The organism is Thermomonospora echinospora (genome assembly GCF_900108175.1).
Taxonomy (GTDB): domain Bacteria; phylum Actinomycetota; class Actinomycetes; order Streptosporangiales; family Streptosporangiaceae; genus Thermomonospora; species Thermomonospora echinospora.
This window is the reverse complement of sequence record NZ_FNVO01000001.1, coordinates 563,105-582,764: the sequence shown is the minus strand read 5'-3', so window position 1 is coordinate 582,764 and position 19,660 is coordinate 563,105. Positions and strand designations below refer to the sequence as shown.

The 19,660-nt window shown below is 72.8% G+C and carries 12 protein-coding genes, 1 pseudogene and 2 riboswitches; of the genes and pseudogenes, 1 reads left to right on the top strand and 12 read right to left on the bottom strand.

Annotated features, from left to right (window positions below; translation table 11 throughout):
- Positions 1 to 474: 474 nt before the first annotated feature.
- From C4U03_RS02615 to C4U03_RS02590, 6 genes are all read right to left on the bottom strand, one after another.
- Positions 475 to 1,356, bottom strand: coding sequence for a hypothetical protein (locus C4U03_RS02615; protein ID WP_103935957.1), 882 nt, complete (start codon positions 1,354 to 1,356; stop codon positions 475 to 477).
- Positions 1,357 to 1,577: 221 nt separating this feature from the next.
- The gene (locus C4U03_RS02610) at positions 1,578 to 2,585 is read right to left on the bottom strand and encodes a GNAT family N-acetyltransferase (protein WP_103935956.1); all 1,008 of its coding nucleotides are present in this window, start codon (positions 2,583 to 2,585) and stop codon (positions 1,578 to 1,580) included.
- A 368-nt stretch (positions 2,586 to 2,953) separates the two neighbouring features.
- On the bottom strand, positions 2,954 to 3,961 hold the full coding sequence (gene meaB / locus C4U03_RS02605; protein ID WP_103935955.1) for a methylmalonyl Co-A mutase-associated GTPase MeaB: 1,008 nt from the start codon (positions 3,959 to 3,961) through the stop codon (positions 2,954 to 2,956).
- A gap of 4 nt (positions 3,962 to 3,965) precedes the next feature.
- Positions 3,966 to 6,173, bottom strand: a complete 2,208-nt coding sequence (gene scpA / locus C4U03_RS02600) for a methylmalonyl-CoA mutase (protein ID WP_103935954.1) — start codon at positions 6,171 to 6,173, stop codon at positions 3,966 to 3,968.
- Complete coding sequence (locus C4U03_RS02595; protein ID WP_103935953.1) at positions 6,170 to 8,017, bottom strand: methylmalonyl-CoA mutase subunit beta; 1,848 nt, start codon at positions 8,015 to 8,017, stop codon at positions 6,170 to 6,172. Before C4U03_RS02595 ends, scpA begins: the two co-directional genes overlap by 4 nt.
- A gap of 385 nt (positions 8,018 to 8,402) precedes the next feature.
- Complete coding sequence (locus C4U03_RS02590) at positions 8,403 to 9,431, bottom strand: CHAP domain-containing protein (protein ID WP_103935952.1); 1,029 nt, start codon at positions 9,429 to 9,431, stop codon at positions 8,403 to 8,405.
- Positions 9,432 to 9,434: 3 nt separating this feature from the next.
- A riboswitch (cyclic di-AMP (ydaO/yuaA leader) is annotated at positions 9,435 to 9,583 on the bottom strand.
- A 488-nt stretch (positions 9,584 to 10,071) separates the two neighbouring features.
- Positions 10,072 to 10,205: riboswitch (cyclic di-AMP (ydaO/yuaA leader) on the top strand.
- Positions 10,206 to 10,591: 386 nt separating this feature from the next.
- On the opposite strand from C4U03_RS02590, the pseudogene C4U03_RS41615 reads away from it, so the two are divergent.
- Positions 10,592 to 11,530 (top strand): annotated as a pseudogene (locus C4U03_RS41615) (DEDDh family exonuclease); the annotation flags it as partial.
- Between the two features lie 155 nt (positions 11,531 to 11,685).
- Here C4U03_RS41615 and C4U03_RS02580 read toward each other — a convergent pair.
- The 6 genes from C4U03_RS02580 to C4U03_RS02555 form a co-directional block, all read right to left on the bottom strand.
- Entirely contained in the window at positions 11,686 to 13,914 is a 2,229-nt protein-coding gene (locus tag C4U03_RS02580) for a glycoside hydrolase family 3 C-terminal domain-containing protein (RefSeq protein ID WP_200826983.1), read from the bottom strand.
- A gap of 120 nt (positions 13,915 to 14,034) precedes the next feature.
- Positions 14,035 to 15,231 carry an acyl-CoA dehydrogenase family protein gene (locus tag C4U03_RS02575; protein WP_103935950.1) on the bottom strand — a complete coding sequence of 399 codons (1,197 nt, stop codon included), beginning with the start codon at positions 15,229 to 15,231 and terminating at the stop codon, positions 14,035 to 14,037.
- A 187-nt stretch (positions 15,232 to 15,418) separates the two neighbouring features.
- Positions 15,419 to 16,384: an acyl-CoA dehydrogenase family protein gene (locus C4U03_RS02570; protein ID WP_103935949.1), complete on the bottom strand. Its 966-nt coding sequence runs from the start codon at positions 16,382 to 16,384 to the stop codon at positions 15,419 to 15,421.
- Positions 16,375 to 17,565 (bottom strand): acyl-CoA dehydrogenase family protein, encoded by a 1,191-nt coding sequence (locus tag C4U03_RS02565; protein WP_103935948.1) that lies wholly within the window; start codon positions 17,563 to 17,565, stop codon positions 16,375 to 16,377. Before C4U03_RS02565 ends, C4U03_RS02570 begins: the two co-directional genes overlap by 10 nt.
- 54 nt (positions 17,566 to 17,619) lie before the next feature.
- The gene (locus C4U03_RS02560; protein WP_103935947.1) at positions 17,620 to 18,450 is read right to left on the bottom strand and encodes an enoyl-CoA hydratase/isomerase family protein; all 831 of its coding nucleotides are present in this window, start codon (positions 18,448 to 18,450) and stop codon (positions 17,620 to 17,622) included.
- Between the two features lie 18 nt (positions 18,451 to 18,468).
- On the bottom strand, positions 18,469 to 19,659 hold the full coding sequence (locus tag C4U03_RS02555) for an acetyl-CoA acetyltransferase (protein WP_103935946.1): 1,191 nt from the start codon (positions 19,657 to 19,659) through the stop codon (positions 18,469 to 18,471).
- Position 19,660 lies beyond the last annotated feature (1 nt).

The window sequence follows — 19,660 nt, the reverse complement described above, 5'->3', positions numbered from 1 at the left end:
CACCGCCGAACGCCCCACCGCATGGGCTCCCCGCCACCGAACCACCCCGGCGCCGAACCGCCCCGGCGCCGAACCGTCCCGACGCTGGTGGCCTCGACGCCGTTGCTCTCTCGCCGTACTGCTCCGGTTGCAGGTGGTCTCGGCGGCAAGTCGCTTTAATGAGCTCTCCAACGTGCCGTCCTGGCCGGTCAACGGGTCGCCGGACGCACCCCAGCGACACCGTGGCCTGCGGATCCGGCCGCTTTCACGGCCAAGCCAGTCGTCCCGGCGCCGGCCCCACAAAGCTCATGCGCCAGGTTGGAATGGGCTCAATGACAGCCCTCCCAATGAGAGCCGCCTCAGTACAGGACAGCTCAGTGGACTTTTCAGCACGCGCCCTGCTCGGCTGGGCCAGTAAGGGTGGCGGCGCAAACCCGGCGACCTCCTGATGGACGGAGCGGTCTCCAGGTTTGCCGGTTCAGGAGGTGGGGTGTTTCAACAGGCCTCCGGGTGAACGGGCATGGCGGGGGCAACGGTCCGGTCCCACCAGTCAAGGTCGGCCTGGCCGCCCGGTGGGGTGATCCGCAGGCCGGTGCCGCACTCGGGGCAGTCGGCCGGGGACGGGACGAGGTGAAGCGGCAGCGGGCCACCCAGGTCGGGCGGATCGGTGCCCCAGTAGCGCAGGATGTCGCCGAGGTCGAGATCGGGGTCGGCGGGCAGTTGCCGGTCGCCGGCGCCCGGGGCCGCCGACAGCCAGGCCCGGTGGTCGGCCAGCAGGCGGAACGCCAGGCCGCGCAGCACGTTGACGGCGGTGAGCAGCCGCCCGTACGGGACGCCGCGGACCAGCAGTTCCGGCAGGCCGAAGCGGTGCAGGCCGGCGGTGTCGGCGCGCAGGTTCGGCCCGGGGTCCGGGGAGACGAACACGCCCAGCCAGTCGTCGTGCAGCGCGAAGCGTTCGGATTCGGTCCCGGTGGGGTCGGTCAGCAGCTGGTTGGCGGCCAGGTCGGCGACGCGGCCGCCGGTGATGGCGGCCAGAGTGCGGGCGACCAGCCGGGCGGCCTGGGCGTGCCGGGGCTGCGCGGCCGGTGTGGCGATCGAGGTGACCACCAGATGGTGGCGCGCCGAACGCAGCGCCGCCAGCTCGGCCGCGCCGCCGCCCAGCCCCGGGAGGCGACAGGCCCACGGCGAGTCGGCGGCGCGGCAGCCGGTGACCAGCAGCAGCGGGGAGGCCAGCAGGTCGCGGGCGGTACGCGCTAATCCTCCGGCGGGCAGCGCGTCGCGCAGCCGCTGGACGCCGGGGGCGCTGCGGTCGTCGGTGGCGATGAGGAAGCGGGTGGTTGTGGACTCGGGGATGGTCAGGGACAGCGTCGCGCCCATGGGTGCCTCCTGGTGTCCTGCGTCGAGATCACGCTGGGGGTCGTACAGGTCCAGGCTCGCCAGGGGCGAGGGCGCAAGAAAGGGGAACGGAATTCTGGGGATGACCGCTCAGCGGAGGACCACCGGCAGCAGATCCCGGCAGACTGCTCAGCCAAAGGCATCCCGCAGGTCGGCCACGGCAGCCCGGCAACAGTCACCGGCGGGCCGCCGCTGGGGGGTGTTCAGCGGAGAGTGGTCGGCAGGTCGGCAGTGTCGGCCTGGTAGTCGAGGTAGTCGCGCTGGTGGCGGAAGCCCAGCTCCTCGTTGACCGCGAGCATGTGGGAGTTGTCGTCGGCGTTGTCGGTCTCGATCTCCCGCACGTCGGGGCGTTCGGCGCGCAGCCACTCCAGCATGGCCGCCTTGAGCCAGATTCCCAACCGCCTGCCCCGGTGCTCGGGCACCACGGCGGTGTCGTACTGCAGGGCCCGCTCGGGCGCGGCCGCCGGCACCACGACCTCGGTGAAACCGGCGATGCGAGGGACGGCGGCGGGGCCGTGCAGCGCGGCGACGGTGTAGAGCAGGTCGCCGCGGGCGGCGACGGCCTCGGCCATCTCGCGGACCCGGTCGGCGTCCCAGCGGAACGACCCGCCGGAGAGCCCGCCGAGCGGCATGTCGGCCATGGCCCGCTTGGCCATGGCCAGCTCCCCGGCCAGCTCGTCACGGACCGTACCGGTCCAGCGGATGAGCCGGTAGCCGGACGGGCCCTCGGCCAGCAGCCGCGCCAGCCGGTCCGGGGCGACGTCGTCCATGCTCAGCAGCATGGCACGCAGCGAGAGCACGCAGTGGAAGCCGTGCGCCTCCAGGAACGGCACCGCGGGCGTCCCCGCCAGCGCCTGGACGATCACCGTCTTGCAGTCCCCGGCGCGCAGCCCGTCGGCGGCCACCGCCAGCAATCGGGTGCCGAGGCCGCACCGCCGGTACGCGGGCAGGACCTGCACGTCGATCTCGCCCGACCGGCCCGTGTCCTCGGGAAGCCGCAGGTAGGCCACCGCGCACATGCGCCCGCCGGAGTCGCGGGCCGCCCACATCAGATTGCGGGAGGCCATCGGCGGGACCAGCAGCCGGGCCCGGGTCTGCTCCAGCTCCGGAACCGGCTCGCCGGGATGGTCGTGGGCCCAGACGGCGGCCACCACGGCCTGCCACTCCTCGATCTGAGCGTCCGTCGGATCACCGAGCGCGATGACGTCCATCTGGCCTTTTTAGCGGATGCCGGGCGGACACGACGGGTCACCCAATCAACTCGTGACCTACTCACCGCCCAGACCGCCGGGACCGGGCTCCGCTCCGATCGCCCGGCCCCACGGACGAACCGGCACCTTACCGCTGAGGACGCCCCCTACCCGGCAGGCCCGCGTTCCCCTCAGCACGAGGACGGCCGGCGATCGGTGAGACGACAGCCCGAACCCACCCTGGCGGAGCAGGGATCAGGCAGGGCGGCGCAGAAAGTGGACGCCAAGACCACGGTTCCGGCGGGCCGCTCCTGAGCAGGGACATCAGGCAGGGCGGAGGCTGCCGGAGAGTGGGCGACGGGACCGCCGGCCGGGGCCGTTCCGGCGGGCTACTCTCGCGCAGGGTCGCCGGGCGGGACGGCGAAGGCGGCGAGGATGCGGTCGGCGGCCACGGCGGGGGTGACAGTACCCTCGGCGACCTGGCGTTCCAGGGCGGGGGCGAGATCGCGGACGGCCGGGTGGGCGTGCAGGCCGGCCAGCAGCCGGTCGTGGACCATCGCCCAGGTCCAGCCGACCTGCTGGCGGCGGCGGCGGGCGTCGAGCTCGCCGGTCCCGGCCAGGCGGTCCTGGTGCTCGACAATGTGTCGCCACACCTCGTCCAGGCCGGTGTTCTCGCGGGCGCTGCAGGTCAGCACCGGAATGTCGCGGCCGCGTTCGCCGGAGGCGGGGCGCAGCATCCGCAGTGCCCCGGCCAGCTCACGGGCGGCCTTGCGGGCCACCATCTCGTCGGGCCCGTCGGCCTTGTTGACGGCGATGACGTCAGCCAGCTCCAGCACGCCCTTCTTGATGCCCTGCAGCTGGTCGCCGGTGCGGGCCAGGGTGAGGAACAGGAACGAGTCGACCATCTCGGCGACGGTGGTCTCCGACTGGCCGACGCCGACGGTCTCCACCAGAACCACGTCGTACCCGGCGGCCTCCATCACCACCATGGCCTCACGGGTGGCCTTGGCGACGCCGCCCAGCGTCCCGGCGGTCGGCGACGGGCGGATGAAGGCGTCGGGATCGACGGCCAGCCGGCTCATCCGGGTCTTGTCGCCGAGGATGCTGCCACCGGTGCGGGTCGAGGACGGGTCCACCGCCAGCACGGCCACCTTGTGCCCGGCGCCGGTCAGGTTGGTGCCGAGCGCGTCGATGAACGTGGACTTGCCCACGCCCGGCACGCCGGTGATGCCCACCCGGCGCGCGCGGCCGGTGTGCGGGGTCAGCTCCGTCAGCAGGCGCTGGGCGAGCTCGCGGTGGTCGGGGCGGGTGGACTCCACCAGGGTGATCGCCCGCGCGATCCACGCCCGGGAGCCCTCCCGCACCCCCTTGACATAGTCGTCCAGGTCGGCCGGCATCCGATCAGCCGTGCCCCAGCCGGGCCGACAGCTCCTTGAGCAGGTCCAGCGCGGCGTCGGCGAGCACCGTGCCGGGCGGGAAGATCGCCGAGGCCCCGGCGGCGCGCAGCTCGGCGAAGTCCCGCGGCGGGATGACCCCGCCCACGACGATCATGACGTCGTCGCGGCCGAGGGCGGCCAGTTCCTCACGCAGCGCCGGCACCAGCGTCAGGTGGCCGGCGGCCAGCGAGTTGACGCCGACGATGTGCACGTCGGCCTCGACCGCCTGGCGGGCCACCTCGGCCGGGGTCTGGAACAGCGGGCCCACGTCCACGTCGAAGCCCAGGTCGGCGAAGCCGGTGGCGATCACCTTCTGGCCGCGGTCGTGCCCGTCCTGGCCCATCTTGGCGACCAGGATGCGCGGGCGGCGCCCCTCGGCCCGCTCGAACTCGGCGGTCGCCGCGCGGGCCCGCTCGATGTTGCCGGCGGCTCCGGCCTCGTCTCGGTACACACCGGAAATGGTACGGATGTGCGCTTGGTGCCGTCCGTACGCCCGCTCCAGGGCGTCGGAGATCTCTCCCACGGTGGCCTGGGCGCGGGCGGCGTCGATGGCCAGCGCCAGCAGGTTCTGCTCCAGGCCCGGCCCGCGGGTGCCCGCCTGGGCGGCCTCGGCCGCGGCGGTCAGCGCCGCCAGCGCCGCGCGGCACTCGTCCTCGGAGCGCTCGGCGCGCAGCCGCCGCAGCTTGTCGATCTGCTGCGCCCGGACGGCGGCGTTGTCGACCTTGAGGACGTCGATGGCCTCGTCGGCCTCGGGCCGGTACTTGTTGACGCCGATGACCGGCTGGCGGCCGGAGTCGATGCGGGCCTGGGTGCGGGCGGCGGCCTCCTCGATGCGCAGCTTGGGCAGCCCCTCGTCGATGGCCCTGGCCATGCCCCCGGCCGCCTCGACCTCCTGGATGTGCTCCCAGGCGCGGCGGGCCAGGTCGTGGGTGAGGCGCTCGACGTAGGCGCTGCCGCCCCACGGGTCGATGGTGCGGGTCGTCCCGGACTCCTGCTGCAGCAGCAGCTGGGTGTTGCGGGCGATACGGGCGGAGAAGTCGCTGGGTAGGGCCAGCGCCTCATCAAGGGCGTTGGTGTGCAGCGACTGGGTGTGCCCCTGAGTGGCGGCCATCGCCTCCACGCAGGTGCGCGCCACGTTGTTGAACACGTCCTGGGCGGTCAGCGACCAGCCGGAGGTCTGGGAGTGGGTGCGCAGCGACAGCGACTTGGCGTTCTTGGGGTCGAACTGCCTGACCAGCTTGGCCCACAGCAGCCGCGCGGCCCGCAGCTTGGCGACCTCCATGAAGAAGTTCATGCCGATCGCCCAGAAGAACGACAGCCGGGGCGCGAAGGCGTCCACGTCCAGGCCGGCCTCCCGGCCCGCCCGGATGTACTCCACCCCGTCGGCCAGCGTGTAGGCCAGCTCCAGGTCGGCGGTGGCCCCGGCCTCCTGGATGTGGTAGCCGGAGATCGAGATGGAGTTGAACTTCGGCATCCGCTGGGAGGTGAAGGCGAAGATGTCGGAGATGATCCGCATCGACGGCCCCGGCGGGTAGATGTAGGTGTTGCGGACCATGAACTCCTTGAGGATGTCGTTCTGGATGGTCCCGGCCAGCTGCTCGGGCGCCACCCCCTGCTCCTCGGCGGCCACGATGTACAGCGCCAGGATCGGCAGCACCGCGCCGTTCATGGTCATCGACACGCTCATCCGGTCCAGCGGGATGCCGGCGAACAGCTGCCGCATGTCCAGGATCGAGTCGATCGCCACCCCGGCCATGCCGACGTCACCGGTCACCCGCGGGTGGTCGCTGTCGTAGCCGCGGTGGGTGGCCAGGTCGAAGGCGACCGACAGGCCCTTCTGCCCGGCCGCCAGGTTGCGCCGGTAGAACGCGTTGGACTCCTCGGCGGTGGAGAACCCGGCGTACTGGCGGATCGTCCACGGCTGGGTGACGTACATGGGGGCGTACGGGCCCCGCAGATACGGCGCGATGCCCGGGTAGGTGTCCAGGAAGTCCAGCCCGGCCAGGTCCTCGCCGGTGTAGAGCGGCTTGACGGCGATGCCCTCGGGGGTGTCCCAGGTGAACGCCTCCGGGTCCTTGCCGGTGGCCTCGGCGACCGCCGCGCGCCACCGCTCGGCGGCCTGGTCCGGCCGGGCCGCCGGGCCCAGCGCCACGTCGGAGAAATCGGGGATCATTCGGCCACTCCCAGGTCGCGCAGGGTCGTCTCCAGCGTCTCGACGGCATCGCAGCCGGCGAAGACGCGTGCGTCCACCCCGTCGTAGGAACCCTTACCCGCCAGCCAGACCCGTACCGCGCCCGCGTCCTTGAGAACCCGGGCGGCGCCCGCGGCCTGCTCGGCGTACAGCTTGTCGCTGGAGCAGATGCAGGCGACCTTGGCGCCGCTGGCGGCGAAGTCGCCCGGCTCGCCGGCGACCGTCTCGATGCCGCCCGCCTGGAAGAGGTTGGCGGCGAACGTGGCCCGCGCGGTGTGCACGGCGACCGGCCCCAGCGTGGCGAGGAAGACCTTGGGGCGCTCACCGGTCGCGGCGGCGTGGGCGTCGCTGCGGTCGCGCAGCGCCTCGAAGTCCTGGGCGTAGCTCACCCGGGGCAGCCCGCCGCCGGGCGACTGCGGGGCGGGGGCGCGCTCGGGGAGCCGCTCCTCCAGGGCGGGGAACTCGCTCACGCCGGTCAGCGGGGCCTTGCGCCGGGCGATGTCCTTGCGGCGCCGCTCCCAGGTGGCGGCGATCCGGTCGGCGACCAGCCCGGAGGCCAGCGCCTCGGCCATCCCGCCGGCCCGCTCGATCTCGGTGAACCAGGCCCAGGCGGCCTGGGCGAGGTCGTCGGTGAGCCGTTCGACGTACCAGGAGCCGCCGGCCGGGTCGACGACCCGCGCCAGGCTGGACTCCTCCAGCAGCAGCGTCTGGGTGTTGCGGGCGATGCGCCGGGAGAAGGCGTCCGGCAGCCCGATCCGGGCGTCGAACGGCTGCACGGTGACGGCGTCGGCGCCGCCGACGCCGGCCGCGAAGCAGGCGACGGTGGTGCGCAGCATGTTCACCCACGGGTCGCGGCGCGTCATCATCGCCGAGGATGTCACCGCGTGCTGCCGCTGGACGGCCGATCCCGCGCCGCAGACCTCGGCGACCCGGTCCCACAGGCGGCGGGCGGCGCGCAGCTTGGCGATGGTGGCGAACTGGTCGGCGGTGGCCGCGTAGCGGAACTCCAGTTGCCCGAACGCCTCCTCGACGCCCAGCCCGGCATCGGTGAGGGCGCGCAGGTAGGCGACGGCCGTGGCCAGGGCGGCGGCCAGTTCCTCTGCGTCGCTGCCGCCCGCGTCGTGGTACGGGGTGGCGTCGACGGTGAGGGCGCGGATCCCGGGGAACTCGCGGGCGCACCGGACGGCCGTCGCGGCGGCCTCCGCCAGGTCACCCGGCGTCCCGGTGCGGGCGGCCAGGCCCAGCGGGTCGGCGCCCAGATTGCCCCTGGCCTCGCCGGCCTGGCCGCGTCCGGCGACCAGGGCGAGGAACGCCTCGGCGGCCTCGGTGGTGTGGGCGCCCGCGTCCAGTACCACCGGCGCCAGGTCGAGGTGGACGCCCTTGAGCGCGTCCGCCAGCGCGGTCACCGGCAGGCCCCTGTCCCCGACCGTCAGCCACAGGGAGGTGACGCCGTTCTCCAGGTCGGCGAGGATCGCCTCACGGGCCGCCACCGGGTCCGGAACGGCGTGCCGCTGGCGGACGTCCCAGGCCGCCAGCAGCCCTTCGCCCTCCGGCGTCACGTCCGGGACGCGGGGCGCCAGCCCTGGGCGGGCGTCGGCGGTGTCGTCGGCGGTGTACAGAGGGGCGATGGGTATGCCGTCGTAGGAGCGGTGGGTCAGCAGCCCCTCGACCTCGGCGAGGGGGGTGTCCTCCGTGGCCGCGCCGGACTTGCGCAGCACTCCCTTCACCAGTTCCCGCCAGCGGTCGCGCTCGGCGGGCGGGAAATCACCGGCCAGCGCGAACGGCACACGCGGCGAGGTCGGAACGTCGTCAGGCGGCACCCTCATGGCAGGGATGGTAAGCGAGTGCATACAACGGACCTGAGGCCGGGTCCCGCTTGATGGGGATCAGGGCTGTGCCGCCGCACAACCGCGCAGGCGGCGGATGCCGCCACCGCACCGGGTGACGCCCGCGCGGCGAGGCGGGCGAACGGCACGAAAAGAGACGCCGATGAGAGGAACGTCACAAGAGGGCGTTCTCCGCTCCTCCGCACCGGCCAGGGCACCGGCGCCGCAGCCGTTCTTCCTGCACAAGTCGTACATCACCGTCATCACGGTGATGTACGCGATCGTGCGGCTGCGTACGAGCGCTCGTGGGGAGGGCTCGGGGCACGGATCCGCCCGGCCGGGGTCTTCGCCAAGCCGGCCGGGCGGTCCTGAGGGGGGAACCTGATCAGCGGGCGGCCGCGCCCTCCTCGGCCTTCTCCGCCTTCTCGCCGTTCTCTGCCATCGAGCCCCAGTACGCGAGGTCGTCGTCCTCCCGCAGGTGGGAGACCTGGCTCCAGAACTCCCGGTCCTCGGCCTCGGCCGCGACCGCGGCGGTGACCGCGCGCATCGGCGCGGTGGACGAGTCGGCCGCCGCCAGGTCGGCCGGGGTCACGCCCACTGGCAGCGCCACCGGGGTGCGGTGATGACGTCCGCGCTTGCGGAACCGGACCGGAGAGGAGGCCGGCAGCCCGGCGGGGACCCTGGTGAGCACCGCCTTGCCGACGGCAAGCGCCACGCTGCCGAGGATGACGATCGTCAGCACGTCGAGGGCCGATATCGGCTGGTCCGATGAGACGTCCTGTCCGCGTGGGCCGACGTCCCGGGTGGCCGTGCCCGGCATGCCGTGGTCGGCCGGCGCGCCACGGTCGGTCGACGAGCCGGGAGCCGCGTGCCCGGGCACGTGCTCCTGCCCGGTCCCCTGCTCGGTGTCACGGGTCGCACCCGAGGTCACCGACTCGACCGTCCTGCCGGGGACCACGACCTTCGCCGGGTAGCCGTAGCCGACGATGGTGCCGGCGGTGCGCTCCTTGCGCTTGAGGTGGACGCCGTCGACGTTGCCCTCGATCGTGTGGATCGTCTTCCCCTCGACCTTCTCCACGATGCCCACGTGATCGATGGCGTCCAGGCTCTTGGAGCCCGACCAGTCGAAGAAGATGATGGCGCCCGGCTTGGGCTTGGTCCCCCAGGCGCCCTCCTCCCTGAACCACTTGGCGTGGAAGGGTGTGTAGGCGAACTGGCCCGCCCAGTCGGCGACCCCGGCCTTGTCGGCGGCCCAGGCCAGGAACATGTCGCACCAGGGCGCGTTCTTGAAGTACGAGTTGTTGTCGACGTTCTTCCCGTACCAGTCTCCGTACTTTGTGTACCCTCCCGATTTCTCTCGGTAGCCAAGCTCGGTCTTGGCGATGTCGAGCAGCTTTTCCCCGATGGGATCCATCCATGTCTCCTTCAGGACCGCCTACCGGGTTAGCTGACGGGTTCGGGCCAGGAGTCGCCCTACCGCGCGCGGCGGATTCACCCCAGGAGCAGTGGGTCCCCGGCTCCCGGCGGCGCGGGGGGCGCACCGCCGGGATTCGGCGTCCGGTCCGCACCCCCCGGAGGGAGGTAGGTAACGGACCGGTATCCGGGAAAAGTAGCGACCGTTAAAAGAACGGGCAAGTCGGAACGGCAATCCACAAAGGTAAAATTCCGCAACGCGAGGAGGTGGACACGTTCGGTAAAGATCGATCTACCGACCTCCCCGACAAATGATCAATCTCCTCACGCGCCCCACCCGCCTCAGCGGGATGCACCCTGGCGACCCGCCGACTCGCGGACATGGACACCGGATCTGTCATGTTCCGAAACTCCGGCATTCAAGATCGGCGACCCGGGACGGCAAGGGCCTGCCCCCACCCCCGCCTCACTCATCGCCGCCGCACGGCCGGATTCGCCCCGGACATGCCGGTGGAGCGCCCCCCGGGGCCAACGGAGTGCAGGTAGATCTTTTTTGAGATCGTCCTGCCACCCTTTGACGATTTCCCCGCCATCTACTACCGTTCGCCGTGACCGTCGGTGATCGTCCCTGCTCGGGGATGGGCCGGCGGCCGCCGAGTCCGCGCTGAGCGGAGCCGGGGACCCACGCATCCGGGGTGAATTCGCCGCACGGCGATAGGGCGCCTCCTGGCCCGAACCCGTCAGCTAACCCGGTAGGCGGCCAAGGAGAGGAGAAAATCGTGGAGGCACGTCACTCCACCGTTCGGCGCCGCTAGTCGGACCGTTCCGACATGCGCGGCCGAACCTGTCTCCAGACCGCCCGCTGCCGGCGTCCGGTATTTCATGCTGAGCGCTGACAGCACCGGAGCACGACGACTTTTCCCGACCCATGCTGCGGCGGGTCCATCCGAGCCGATGTGAAGGCCACCGTATTCTTCGGCATGCCCGGACGCTCCGGTTCACAGAGGTGAAAAGCGGAGCCGCGGTCGCAGCCGTCCGGCGGCCATTCGTCACCGCATCCAGAAAACCGGGGAAACCGGCGAGGCGCCTCCGCCGCGTCAGCCCGAGCGGGAGCCTTTGAAGATCTCGCCCGTCCTCCCGTGGTCGCGGCAACGTGAACGAATGCCCTTGTTCCCACCCGTAACGTCGCACGGTCCGGGCATCCTTGCCGCCATGACCGAGTTCTCCACCGTCAGGAACGTGTCCGGGCCGCTCCCCTACCCCCACGACTGGGCGCTCGTGGACGTCGAGACGTCCGGCCTGCGGGCCGCCCAGCACCGTGTGCTGTCGCTGGCGGTGCTCACGCTCCGGGCGGACGGCGAGCCCGTCGAGGAGTTCACCACACTGCTCGACCCCGGCTGCGACCCCGGCCCGGTGCACATCCACGGGCTGACCGCCGAGCGGCTGCGGGGTTCCCCGACGTTCGACCAGGTCGCCCAGCGGGTCGCGACGATGCTCGAAGGCCGGGTGATGGTCGCGCACAACGCGGCGTTCGACTACAACTTCCTGGCGCGTGAATTCGCCCGGGCCGGTCTGTGGCTGCCGGTCGAGCGGCGGCTGTGCACGCTGGCACTGAACCGGCGGATCGGACCGCCCACTCCCGACATGCGGCTGAGCACACTGGCCGCCCACTACGGCGTCCGGCAGCGGCGGGCGCACGACGCCTTGGACGACACCCGGGTGCTCGCCGGAATCCTGCGCGGCTCGCTGGCCAGTGCCGCCGAACTCGGGGTCTCGCTCCCCCTGGTGGCGTGCCCGCCCAAGAGCCCGCCCGAGAACGGCGCCGGGCACCCGGCGCCGATCCGCAAGGCGCCCTGCGCCTTCCGCTGCCCCGGGCGCATGGCCGCCGGCGGTCCGCTCGTTCAGGGCATGAAGGTTGCCATCACCGGGGAGACCACCGTTCCCAGGCAGGAACTGGCGGCGCGGGCGTCCGCCGCGGGCCTGAACGTGATGGGCACGGTCAGCCGGTTCACCAGCGTGCTGGTCGCCAACGATCCCCGTTCGGGGTCGGCCAAGGCCCGGCGCGCGCTGTCCGAGGGCGTCCCGGTCGTCGACGAGCGCACCTTCCTGCGCCTGCTGGAGGACGTCCGGCCGGGAGTGCGTCACGACGAGCCGGAACGGTCCGCCACGCCGCGTCCGGCGCAGCCCCGAAACCGCGCCGTCTCCCGGAACGGCACGGTGCCGCAGGCCGGCGCGTGCTCGTCATCGCCGGAGGCTCAGGAGCCGGCCGCGGCGACCAGCTTCTCGATCATCTCGGCGCTGAACGAGGTGCCGGGGAACGCGCTGAGCCGGTTCAGCGGCAGGCTGCCGACGAAGGCGAAGACCGCCGGATCGGTGAACGTGCGCGCCAGCGCGCCCTGGGGTCCGGCCGCCGCCGCGGCGAACGCCTGGCGGAGCAGTTCGGCGCCCTTCGGGTCGTTCATCCACTCGCCGAGCGTGGAGTCGGCGGTGAGCGGCACGTGAACGTCGTCGCCATCGACCCGGACGGTGACGGTGGTGCGCAGATCGCGTGAGGACGCGCCGACGGCCAGGACGTAGTCGCCGCCCTCGACGACCCACCGGTGAAGACGCGTGTCCCAGTACGCGAGGTCGGCACGCGCGACGCGCACCACGACCTCGACGGTCTCCCCGGCCGGTATCGCGACGTTGGCGAAGCCCTTCAGCTCACGCGGCGCCCGGCGGACCCGGGAGCCGGGCAGGCCCGCGTAGACCTGGACGACCTCGCGGCCGTCGCGGTCGCCGGTATTGGTGACCGGCACCCGCACCTCGACGTCGCCGTCCACGACGGACGCGCTCGCGGCACCGTAGGCGAAGGTGGTGTAGGACAGGCCGAAGCCGAACGGGTAGGCGACCTCCTGCTCGCGGGCGTCGAAGCCGCGGTAGCCCACGTGGATGCCCTCGCCGTAGCGCACGTGCCCCGCCTCGCCCGGAAAGTCCAGGTACGACGGGTGGTCGGCGAGCTTCAGCGGGATCGTCTCCGCGAGCCGCCCCGACGGGTTGACCCGGCCGAACAGCACGTCGGCGAGGGCGCCGCCGCCGGCCTGGCCCAGCAGCCAGCCCTCGACCAGCGCCGGCACCGCCCGGTCCCACGGCTTGGTGAGCACGACCGCGCCGTTGGACAGCACGACCACGGTCCTCGGGTTGGCCGCCGCCACCCGCTCGACGAGCGCGAGCTGGGATTGCGGCAGGTCGAGGCCGTCCCGGTCGGCACCTTCGGTCTCCTGGGCCGTCGCGACGAACACGACCGCAACGTCACTGGCGCGGGCGGCCCGTTCCGCCTCGGCGGCCAGTCGCTCGTCGGGTGCGCCGTCGAGGGTGTACCCGGCGGCGAACGTCACCGGTGCCGAGGTCAGGGCGGTGATCTCGGTCAGGGCGTCGTCCAGCCGAGTCGGGGTGATCTGAGAGCTACCGCCGCCCTGGTAGCGCGGAGTGCGGGCGTACTCGCCGATGACCGCGATCGACACGCCCTCGGTGGGCAGCGGCAGCAGGCCGCCGTCGTTCTTCAGCAGCACGACGCCCCGGGCGGCGACCTCGCGGGCGAGGGCGTGGTGGGCGTCGGCATCGTAGGCGGCGTCGGGGTCGGCGGCGGCGACCGCCCGCTCGACCAGGGCGAGCACTCGTGCGGCGGCGGTGTCCAGCGTCGCCGGGGAGAGCGTGCCGTCCTCGACGGCCCGCACGAGCGCGCGGTCGCCGGCGTCGTCGGGGCCCGGCATGGTCAGGTCGAGGCCGGCGCGCACCGCGGCCACCCGGTCGACGACGGCGCCCCAGTCGGACACCACCAGCCCTGCAAAGCCCCACTCGTCCCGCAGCACCTGGGTGAGCAGCCAGTGGTGCTGCGCGGCGTACACCCCGTTGATCCGGTTGTAGGCGCACATCACCGTCCACGGCCGCGCCTCCTGCACGACCCGTTGGAAGGCGCGCAGGTACAGCTCGCGCAGGGTCCGCTCGTCGACGTCGGCGCTGACGCGCATACGGTCGGTCTCCTGGCTGTTGACCGCGAAGTGCTTCAGCGACGCCCCGACGCCCCGGCTCTGCAGCCCGCGCACCCATGCCGTGGCGAGGACGCCGGTCAGCAGCGGGTCCTCGGCGTAGTACTCGAAGTTCCGGCCGCCCAGCGGGCTGCGCTTGAGGTTGATGCCCGGTCCGAGCAGGACCGCCACGCCCATCGCGCGGGCCTCCTCGCCGAGCGCCGCGCCGACCCGGTGGACCAGCTCGGGATCCCAGGTGGAGCCGAGTGCGACGGCCGGTGGGAAGCAGGTCGCCGGCTCACCGGTGAACGGGTCGGCGCCGGGGGCGGTGCGCTGCTTGCGCACGCCGTGCGGCCCGTCGGTGAGCGTGACCGGCGGGAGGCCGGCGAGGGCGGTGGTGTGCCACATGTCGCCGCCGCTGGTCAGCGACGCCTTCTCCGCGGTGGTGAGGGTGGACGGCCGTGCGTCGGCGTTCATCGCGTTCCTTTCACCAGTGGCCGCGCTCCCCCCGAGAGCACCGACCTCGTCCCCGGGCGGGAGGCCGCCACCGGGACGCCGTCCGGTCGGCTCGACGCCCGATCCCCCGCCTCGGCGGCGTCACGAGTCGATGCGGTACTCCTCCAGCAGGCGGCGGCCGATGATCATCTTCTGGATGTCGGCGGTGCCCTCGCCGATCAGCAACATCGGGGCCTCCCGGTAGAGACGTTCGATCTCGTACTCCGTGGAGTAGCCGTAGCCGCCGTGGATGCGGAAGGCGTCCTCCACGACCTCCTTGCAGTACTCGCCGGCCAGGTACTTGGCCATCCCGGCCTCCAGGTCGTTGCGCTCCCCGGAGTCCTTCCTGCGGGCGGCCATCACCACCATCTGGTGGGCCGCCTCGATCTTGGTGGCCATCTCCGCCAGCCGGAACCGCACCGCCTGGTGGTCGGCGATCGGCCGGCCGAACGACTCGCGCCGCTGGGCGTAGTCGATCGCCAACTCGAACGCCCGCCGCGCGATCCCGCAGGCCCGGGCCGCGACGTTGACTCGGCCGACCTCGACCCCGTCCATCATCTGGTAGAAACCGCGGCCGGGCACGCCGCCGAGGACGCGGTCGGCGGGGATGCGGTGGCCGTCCAGCAGTAGTTCGGTGGTGTCGACGCCCTTGTAGCCCATCTTGCCGATCTTGCCGGGCACGGTCAGGCCCGGCGCCACCTCGCCGAAGCCCGGCTCCTTCTCGATCAGGAAGGTCGTCATGTTGCGGTGGGGCGCGTCCGCGCCCTCGTCGGTGCGGCACAGCAGGGCGACCAGGTTGGCCGAGCCCCCGTTGGTGACCCACATCTTCCGCCCATCGATGATGTAGTGGTCACCGTCCGGCCGGGCCCGGGTGCGGATCGCCGCCACGTCGGAGCCGCAGTCCGGCTCCGACATCGAGAACGCCCCGCGGATCCGGCCCTCGGCCATCCCCGGCAGCAGCCGCGCCTTCTGCTCGTCGGTGCCGTGACGGATGACCATGTAGGCGACGATGAAGTGGGTGTTGAGGATGCCGGAGATGCTCATCCAGCCCCGGGACAGCTCCTCGACGACCAGGGCGTAGGTCAGCAGCGACTCGCCGAGGCCGCCGTGCTCCTCGGGGATCGTCAGCCCGAAGACGCCCAGCTTCTTCAGCCCCTCGACGATCTCGTGGGGGTAGGCGTCGGCGTGCTCCAGCTCCGTCGCTACCGGCAGGACCTCCCGGTCGACGAAGCCGCTGATGGTGGCGAGGATCTCCTGCTGGACCTCGGTCAGTCCCTCGGTCCGGGCCAGGCGGCTCATGCGTTCCTCCGTGCGTTGTCCGGCGGTCCGGAAGGGCCGGATGCGCTGATGGTGCGATGCCCCAGCGGCCCGCCGGCGCCGTACGGCAGCCTACCGAACCGCGTTCTGGCACGGCGGGCGGGACGCGCGGAGGCGAAGTCCGCCCCCGCGGCCGCCGTCGGCCGCGGCACCCGCGGCGGGGCCGCCGCTACAGGGCCTCGGCCAGGTGCCGGGCGTGCTCGTCAGCCTGGCCGAAGCAGGTCTCCTGCAGCCAGGCCCGCTTGAGGTACAGGTGGGCGAGCACCTCCCAGGTGAAGCCCATCCCGCCGTGCACCTGGACGCAGCAGCGGCCGCCCTGGGACGCCGCGTCGTCGGCTAGGACCTTGGCGGCCGAGGCGGCCTCGCCGGGGTCTCCCGCCTCGGGGTCGTCGACCGTCAGCGCCGCGGCCCAGACCGCCGCCCTGGCCAGGTCGACCCGTACCAGGGAGTCGGCCAGCAGGTGCTTGACCGCCTGGAACGACCCGATCACCCGGCCGAACTGCGTGCGTTCCCCGGCGTAGCGGACGGCCAGGTCCAGGGCGCCCTGCGCCACCCCCACCTGCAGGGCGGAGGTGAGCACGGCGCCGCGCAGCCGCCACCCGGCGGCATCGGCGGCCGACCCGATCCGCTCCCCCGCCACGGGCGGGGTCTTGACGCGGGACACCGGGGTCAGCGGGTCCAGCGGGGCGGGCGCCGGCTCGGCCACGAGCGCCTCGGCGGGCCACAGGTGCAGGCCGTCGTCACCGACGGCCACGACATGGGTGGCGCTGTCCAGGTGCTCGGCGACGAGCACCGGATCCCGCAGGTCCAGGGAGGTCACGACGGCGCCGCCGTCGTCGGCGCCGGGGACCGGGCCGGCGGCCAGGAAGGTCGCCACCAGTGGGCCCGGCACCAGCGCCCGGCCCAGTTCCTCGAAGACGATGGCCGCGTCCACCAGGCCGAGCCCCATGCCGCCCGCGGCCTCGGGGACGGTCAGGCCGAACACGCCGAGCCCGGCCAGGCCGCTCCAGTCCCCGCGGTCCAAGGCGGGCGTCTCGGCGGCCGCGCGCAGCCGGTCCGGCGTCCAGGTGCCCTGCAGGTAGTCGCGCAGGCCTGCCCGCAGATCACGCTGGTCGGCGCTCATCGTCAGGTCCATCGGGGCTCCTTGGGCAGGCCGAGGGCGCGCTCGGCGAGGATGTTCTTCTGGATCTGCGAGGTGCCCGCGGCGATCGTGAACGACAGCGTGTTGACCCGGTCCTCGACGACGCGCCCGCCCGCCGGGTCGCCCATCGCCAGCGCCGCCCGCCCGAGCACGTGCGCGGCCAGGTCGGCGATGCGCTGGCGGTTCTCGGTGAAGCGCAGCTTGAACACCGAGGCGCCCTGGACCGGGATCATGCCCGCTGACGCCTCCGAGACGTTCTTTTGGATCAGCGCCCACAGCCCGGTCACCTCGGCGGCCAGCCGGCCGGCGTCCCGGCGCAGCGCCGCGTCGTCCCACAGGGTGCCGCCGTCCCGTCCCGGGGTGGCGCGGGCGACGGCCGCCAGTTCGGCCAGGATGTTGCGCGACTCGATGACGTCGCCGATGAAGGCGGTGCCGCGCTCGAACGAGAACGTCACCATGGCCACCCGCCAGCCGTCGTTCTCGGCCCCCACCCGGTTGGCGACGGGCACCCGCACGTCGTCGAGCACCAGTTCGCTGAACTCGCTGCTGCCCACGACGGTGCGCAGCGGGCGGACCTGCACGCCGGGGGTGTCCATGGGCAGGATCAGCCAGGTGATGCCCTGGTGCCTGGGTGCGCCGGGGTCGGTGCGGACCAGCAGTTCGCAGTAGTCGGCGACCTCGGCGTGCGAGGTCCACACCTTGCGGCCGTTGACGACGTAGTGGTCGCCGTCGCGTACCGCGCCGGTGCGCAGCGAGGCCAGGTCCGAGCCGGCGTCGGGCTCGGAGAAGCCCTGGCACCAGACCTCCTCGCCACGCAGGATGCGGGGCAGGTGGCGGGCGCGCTGCTCGTCGGTGCCCTCCACGATGAGGGTGGGGCCCGCATGTAGCAGCCCGACGAAGTTGGCGCCGACGTAGGGGGCGCGGGCCCGCGCGGTCTCCTCCAGGAAGATCAGCTGCTCGGTGGGTGAGGCGCCGAGCCCGCCGTGTTCGGCGGGCCAGTCGACGCCCGCATAGCCCGCCTCGAACAGCAGCCGCTGCCAGGCGGTGTCGTAGCGGCGGCGGGCCGGCCAGTCGTCCCGGTCCGGTGGCGGCGGCAGGGTCGGCAGGACGTCGGCCAGCCAGGCCCGCAAGCGGTCCCGGAAGGCCAGTTCCCGATCGGAAAGTCGCAGGTCCACGCATCGCTCCCGGCGTCGAACGGGCCGTTGATGTAGGAGTGGGGTACGAGGGGTTCACCAGCCGCGGAAGACCGGCGCGCGTCGCTCGGCGAAGGCCCGCAGCCCCTCCCGGCCGTCCTCGCTGGTCATGTTGATCTCCGCGGCCATGGCCTCCTCGGCCAGCGCGGTGGTCCGGTCCACCTCCAGCGACCGGTTGATCAGCCGTTTGCCCAGGCCGAGGGCGACCGTGGGGCCGGCCGCCAGCCGCACCGCCCACTCCTCGGCGGTCTTGTCCAGCTCACCGGCCGGGACGATCCGGTTGATCAGTCCCATCCGGTGCGCCTCGGCGGCGGGCAGGTCGTCGCCGAAGAAGACCAGCTCCTTGGCCCGCTGTGGGCCGACCAGCCGGGCCAGCAGGTAGGCCCCGGCGCCGTCGACGACCAGCCCGCGCCGTACGAACACCTCGATGAACCTGGCCGAGTCGGCGGCCAGCACCAGGTCGCAGGCGTAGGCCAGGTGGCAGCCGAGGCCGGCGGCGGTGCCGTTGACCGCCGCGATGACCGGCTTGTCGCAGTCGAGCACGGCGGTGATCAGCCGTTGTGCGCCGCCGGCGACGGCGCGGGCCACCGAGCCGGCCGGGCGCTCGGGGGCGTCCGGTGGGGCGTCGTCGGTGAGCGGGCCGGTGGAGCCGCTCAGGTCGGCCCCGGTGCAGAAGTGCCGTTCCCCGGCGCCGGTGAGGACGATCGCGCGGACCCGGGGGTCGCCACTCGCCCGGCCCAGCAGTCCGATGATCTCCTCCCGCTGGCCGGCGGTGATGGAGTTGCCCGCCTTCGGCCGGTTGAGGGTCAGCCGTGCCACTCCCTGTACGGTGACCTGCCACAGCAGCTCGGTGGGGCTTTCCGCCACGGTCGGTACCGCCTTTCGTCAGGACGCGCCGAGGATGGAGACGAAACTGACCATCTCCCCCGGGTAGCCGCCGAGGTTGTGCGTCAGCGCCAGGGAACGCTTGCCGTAGGTCGAGATGCGGCGTTCCGGGGGCGCCTGCCCGCGCAGTTGCAGCCACGCCTCGAACACCATCCGCAGGCCCGAGGCGCCCACGGGATGACCGAAGGACTTCAGCCCCCCGTCCGGGTTGACCGGCAGTTCGCCGTCGAGGTCGAAGGCGCCGTCGAGCACCGCCTTCCAGGCGGTCCCCCGGTCGGCCAGGCCCAGGTCCTCCATCAGCACCAGCTCGGTCGGGGTGAAGCAGTCGTGGACCTCGGCCATGGCCAGTTCGTCGCGCGGCGAGGTGATGCCGGCCTGCGCGTAGGCGTCCGCCGCCGAGGCCGCCACCTCGGGGAACGAGGTGTAGTCGTAGGAGGGGTCCAGCACCCCGGAGCCGTCGCCCGCGACGAACGAGAGCGCTTTGATCAGCAGCGGGTCGTCGCGGTGGCGGGCGGCGTCCTCGGCGCGCACCACGATGGCCGCGGCGGCGCCGTCGGCCACTCCCGCGCAGTCGAACACCGACAGGCCCCCCGCCACGGCCGGCATCGCGCACAGCCGTTCGACCGTCATCTCCTTGCGGAACTGCGCCCGGGGGTTGCGCGCCCCGTTGGCGTGGTTCTTGGCGGCGATGCGGGCCAGGACGGTGCGCATCTGCTGCTCATCGACGCCGTAGCGCTGGGCGTAGGCAGGGGCGACCATGGAGAACATGGCGGCCGCCGTCAGGGTCCGCTGCGTTCCGTCGTTGGGGATCGGGAACGCGTTGAGCCCCTGGTGGCCGGAGTCCTTCACCTTCTCGACGCCGATCGCCATCGCCATGTCGTAGGCGCCGCTGGCCACCGCGTAGGCCGCCTGGCGCAGCGCCTCCGACCCGGTGGCGCAGTAGTTCTCCACCCTGGTCACCGGCTTGCCCCGCAGGCGCAGCGGGCGTGACAGCGTCATGCCGCTCATCCCCGACTGCGCCGTGCCGAGCCAGTAGGCGTCCACCTCGTCCTTGGTGACCCCGGCCGACTCGAACGCCTCGTTCGCCGCCGCGAGTAGCAGTTCGTCGACGCCCTTGTCCCAGTGCTCGGTGAAGCGGGTGCAGCCCATGCCGATGATGGCGACCCGATCCCTGATGCCGTGTGAGCCCATG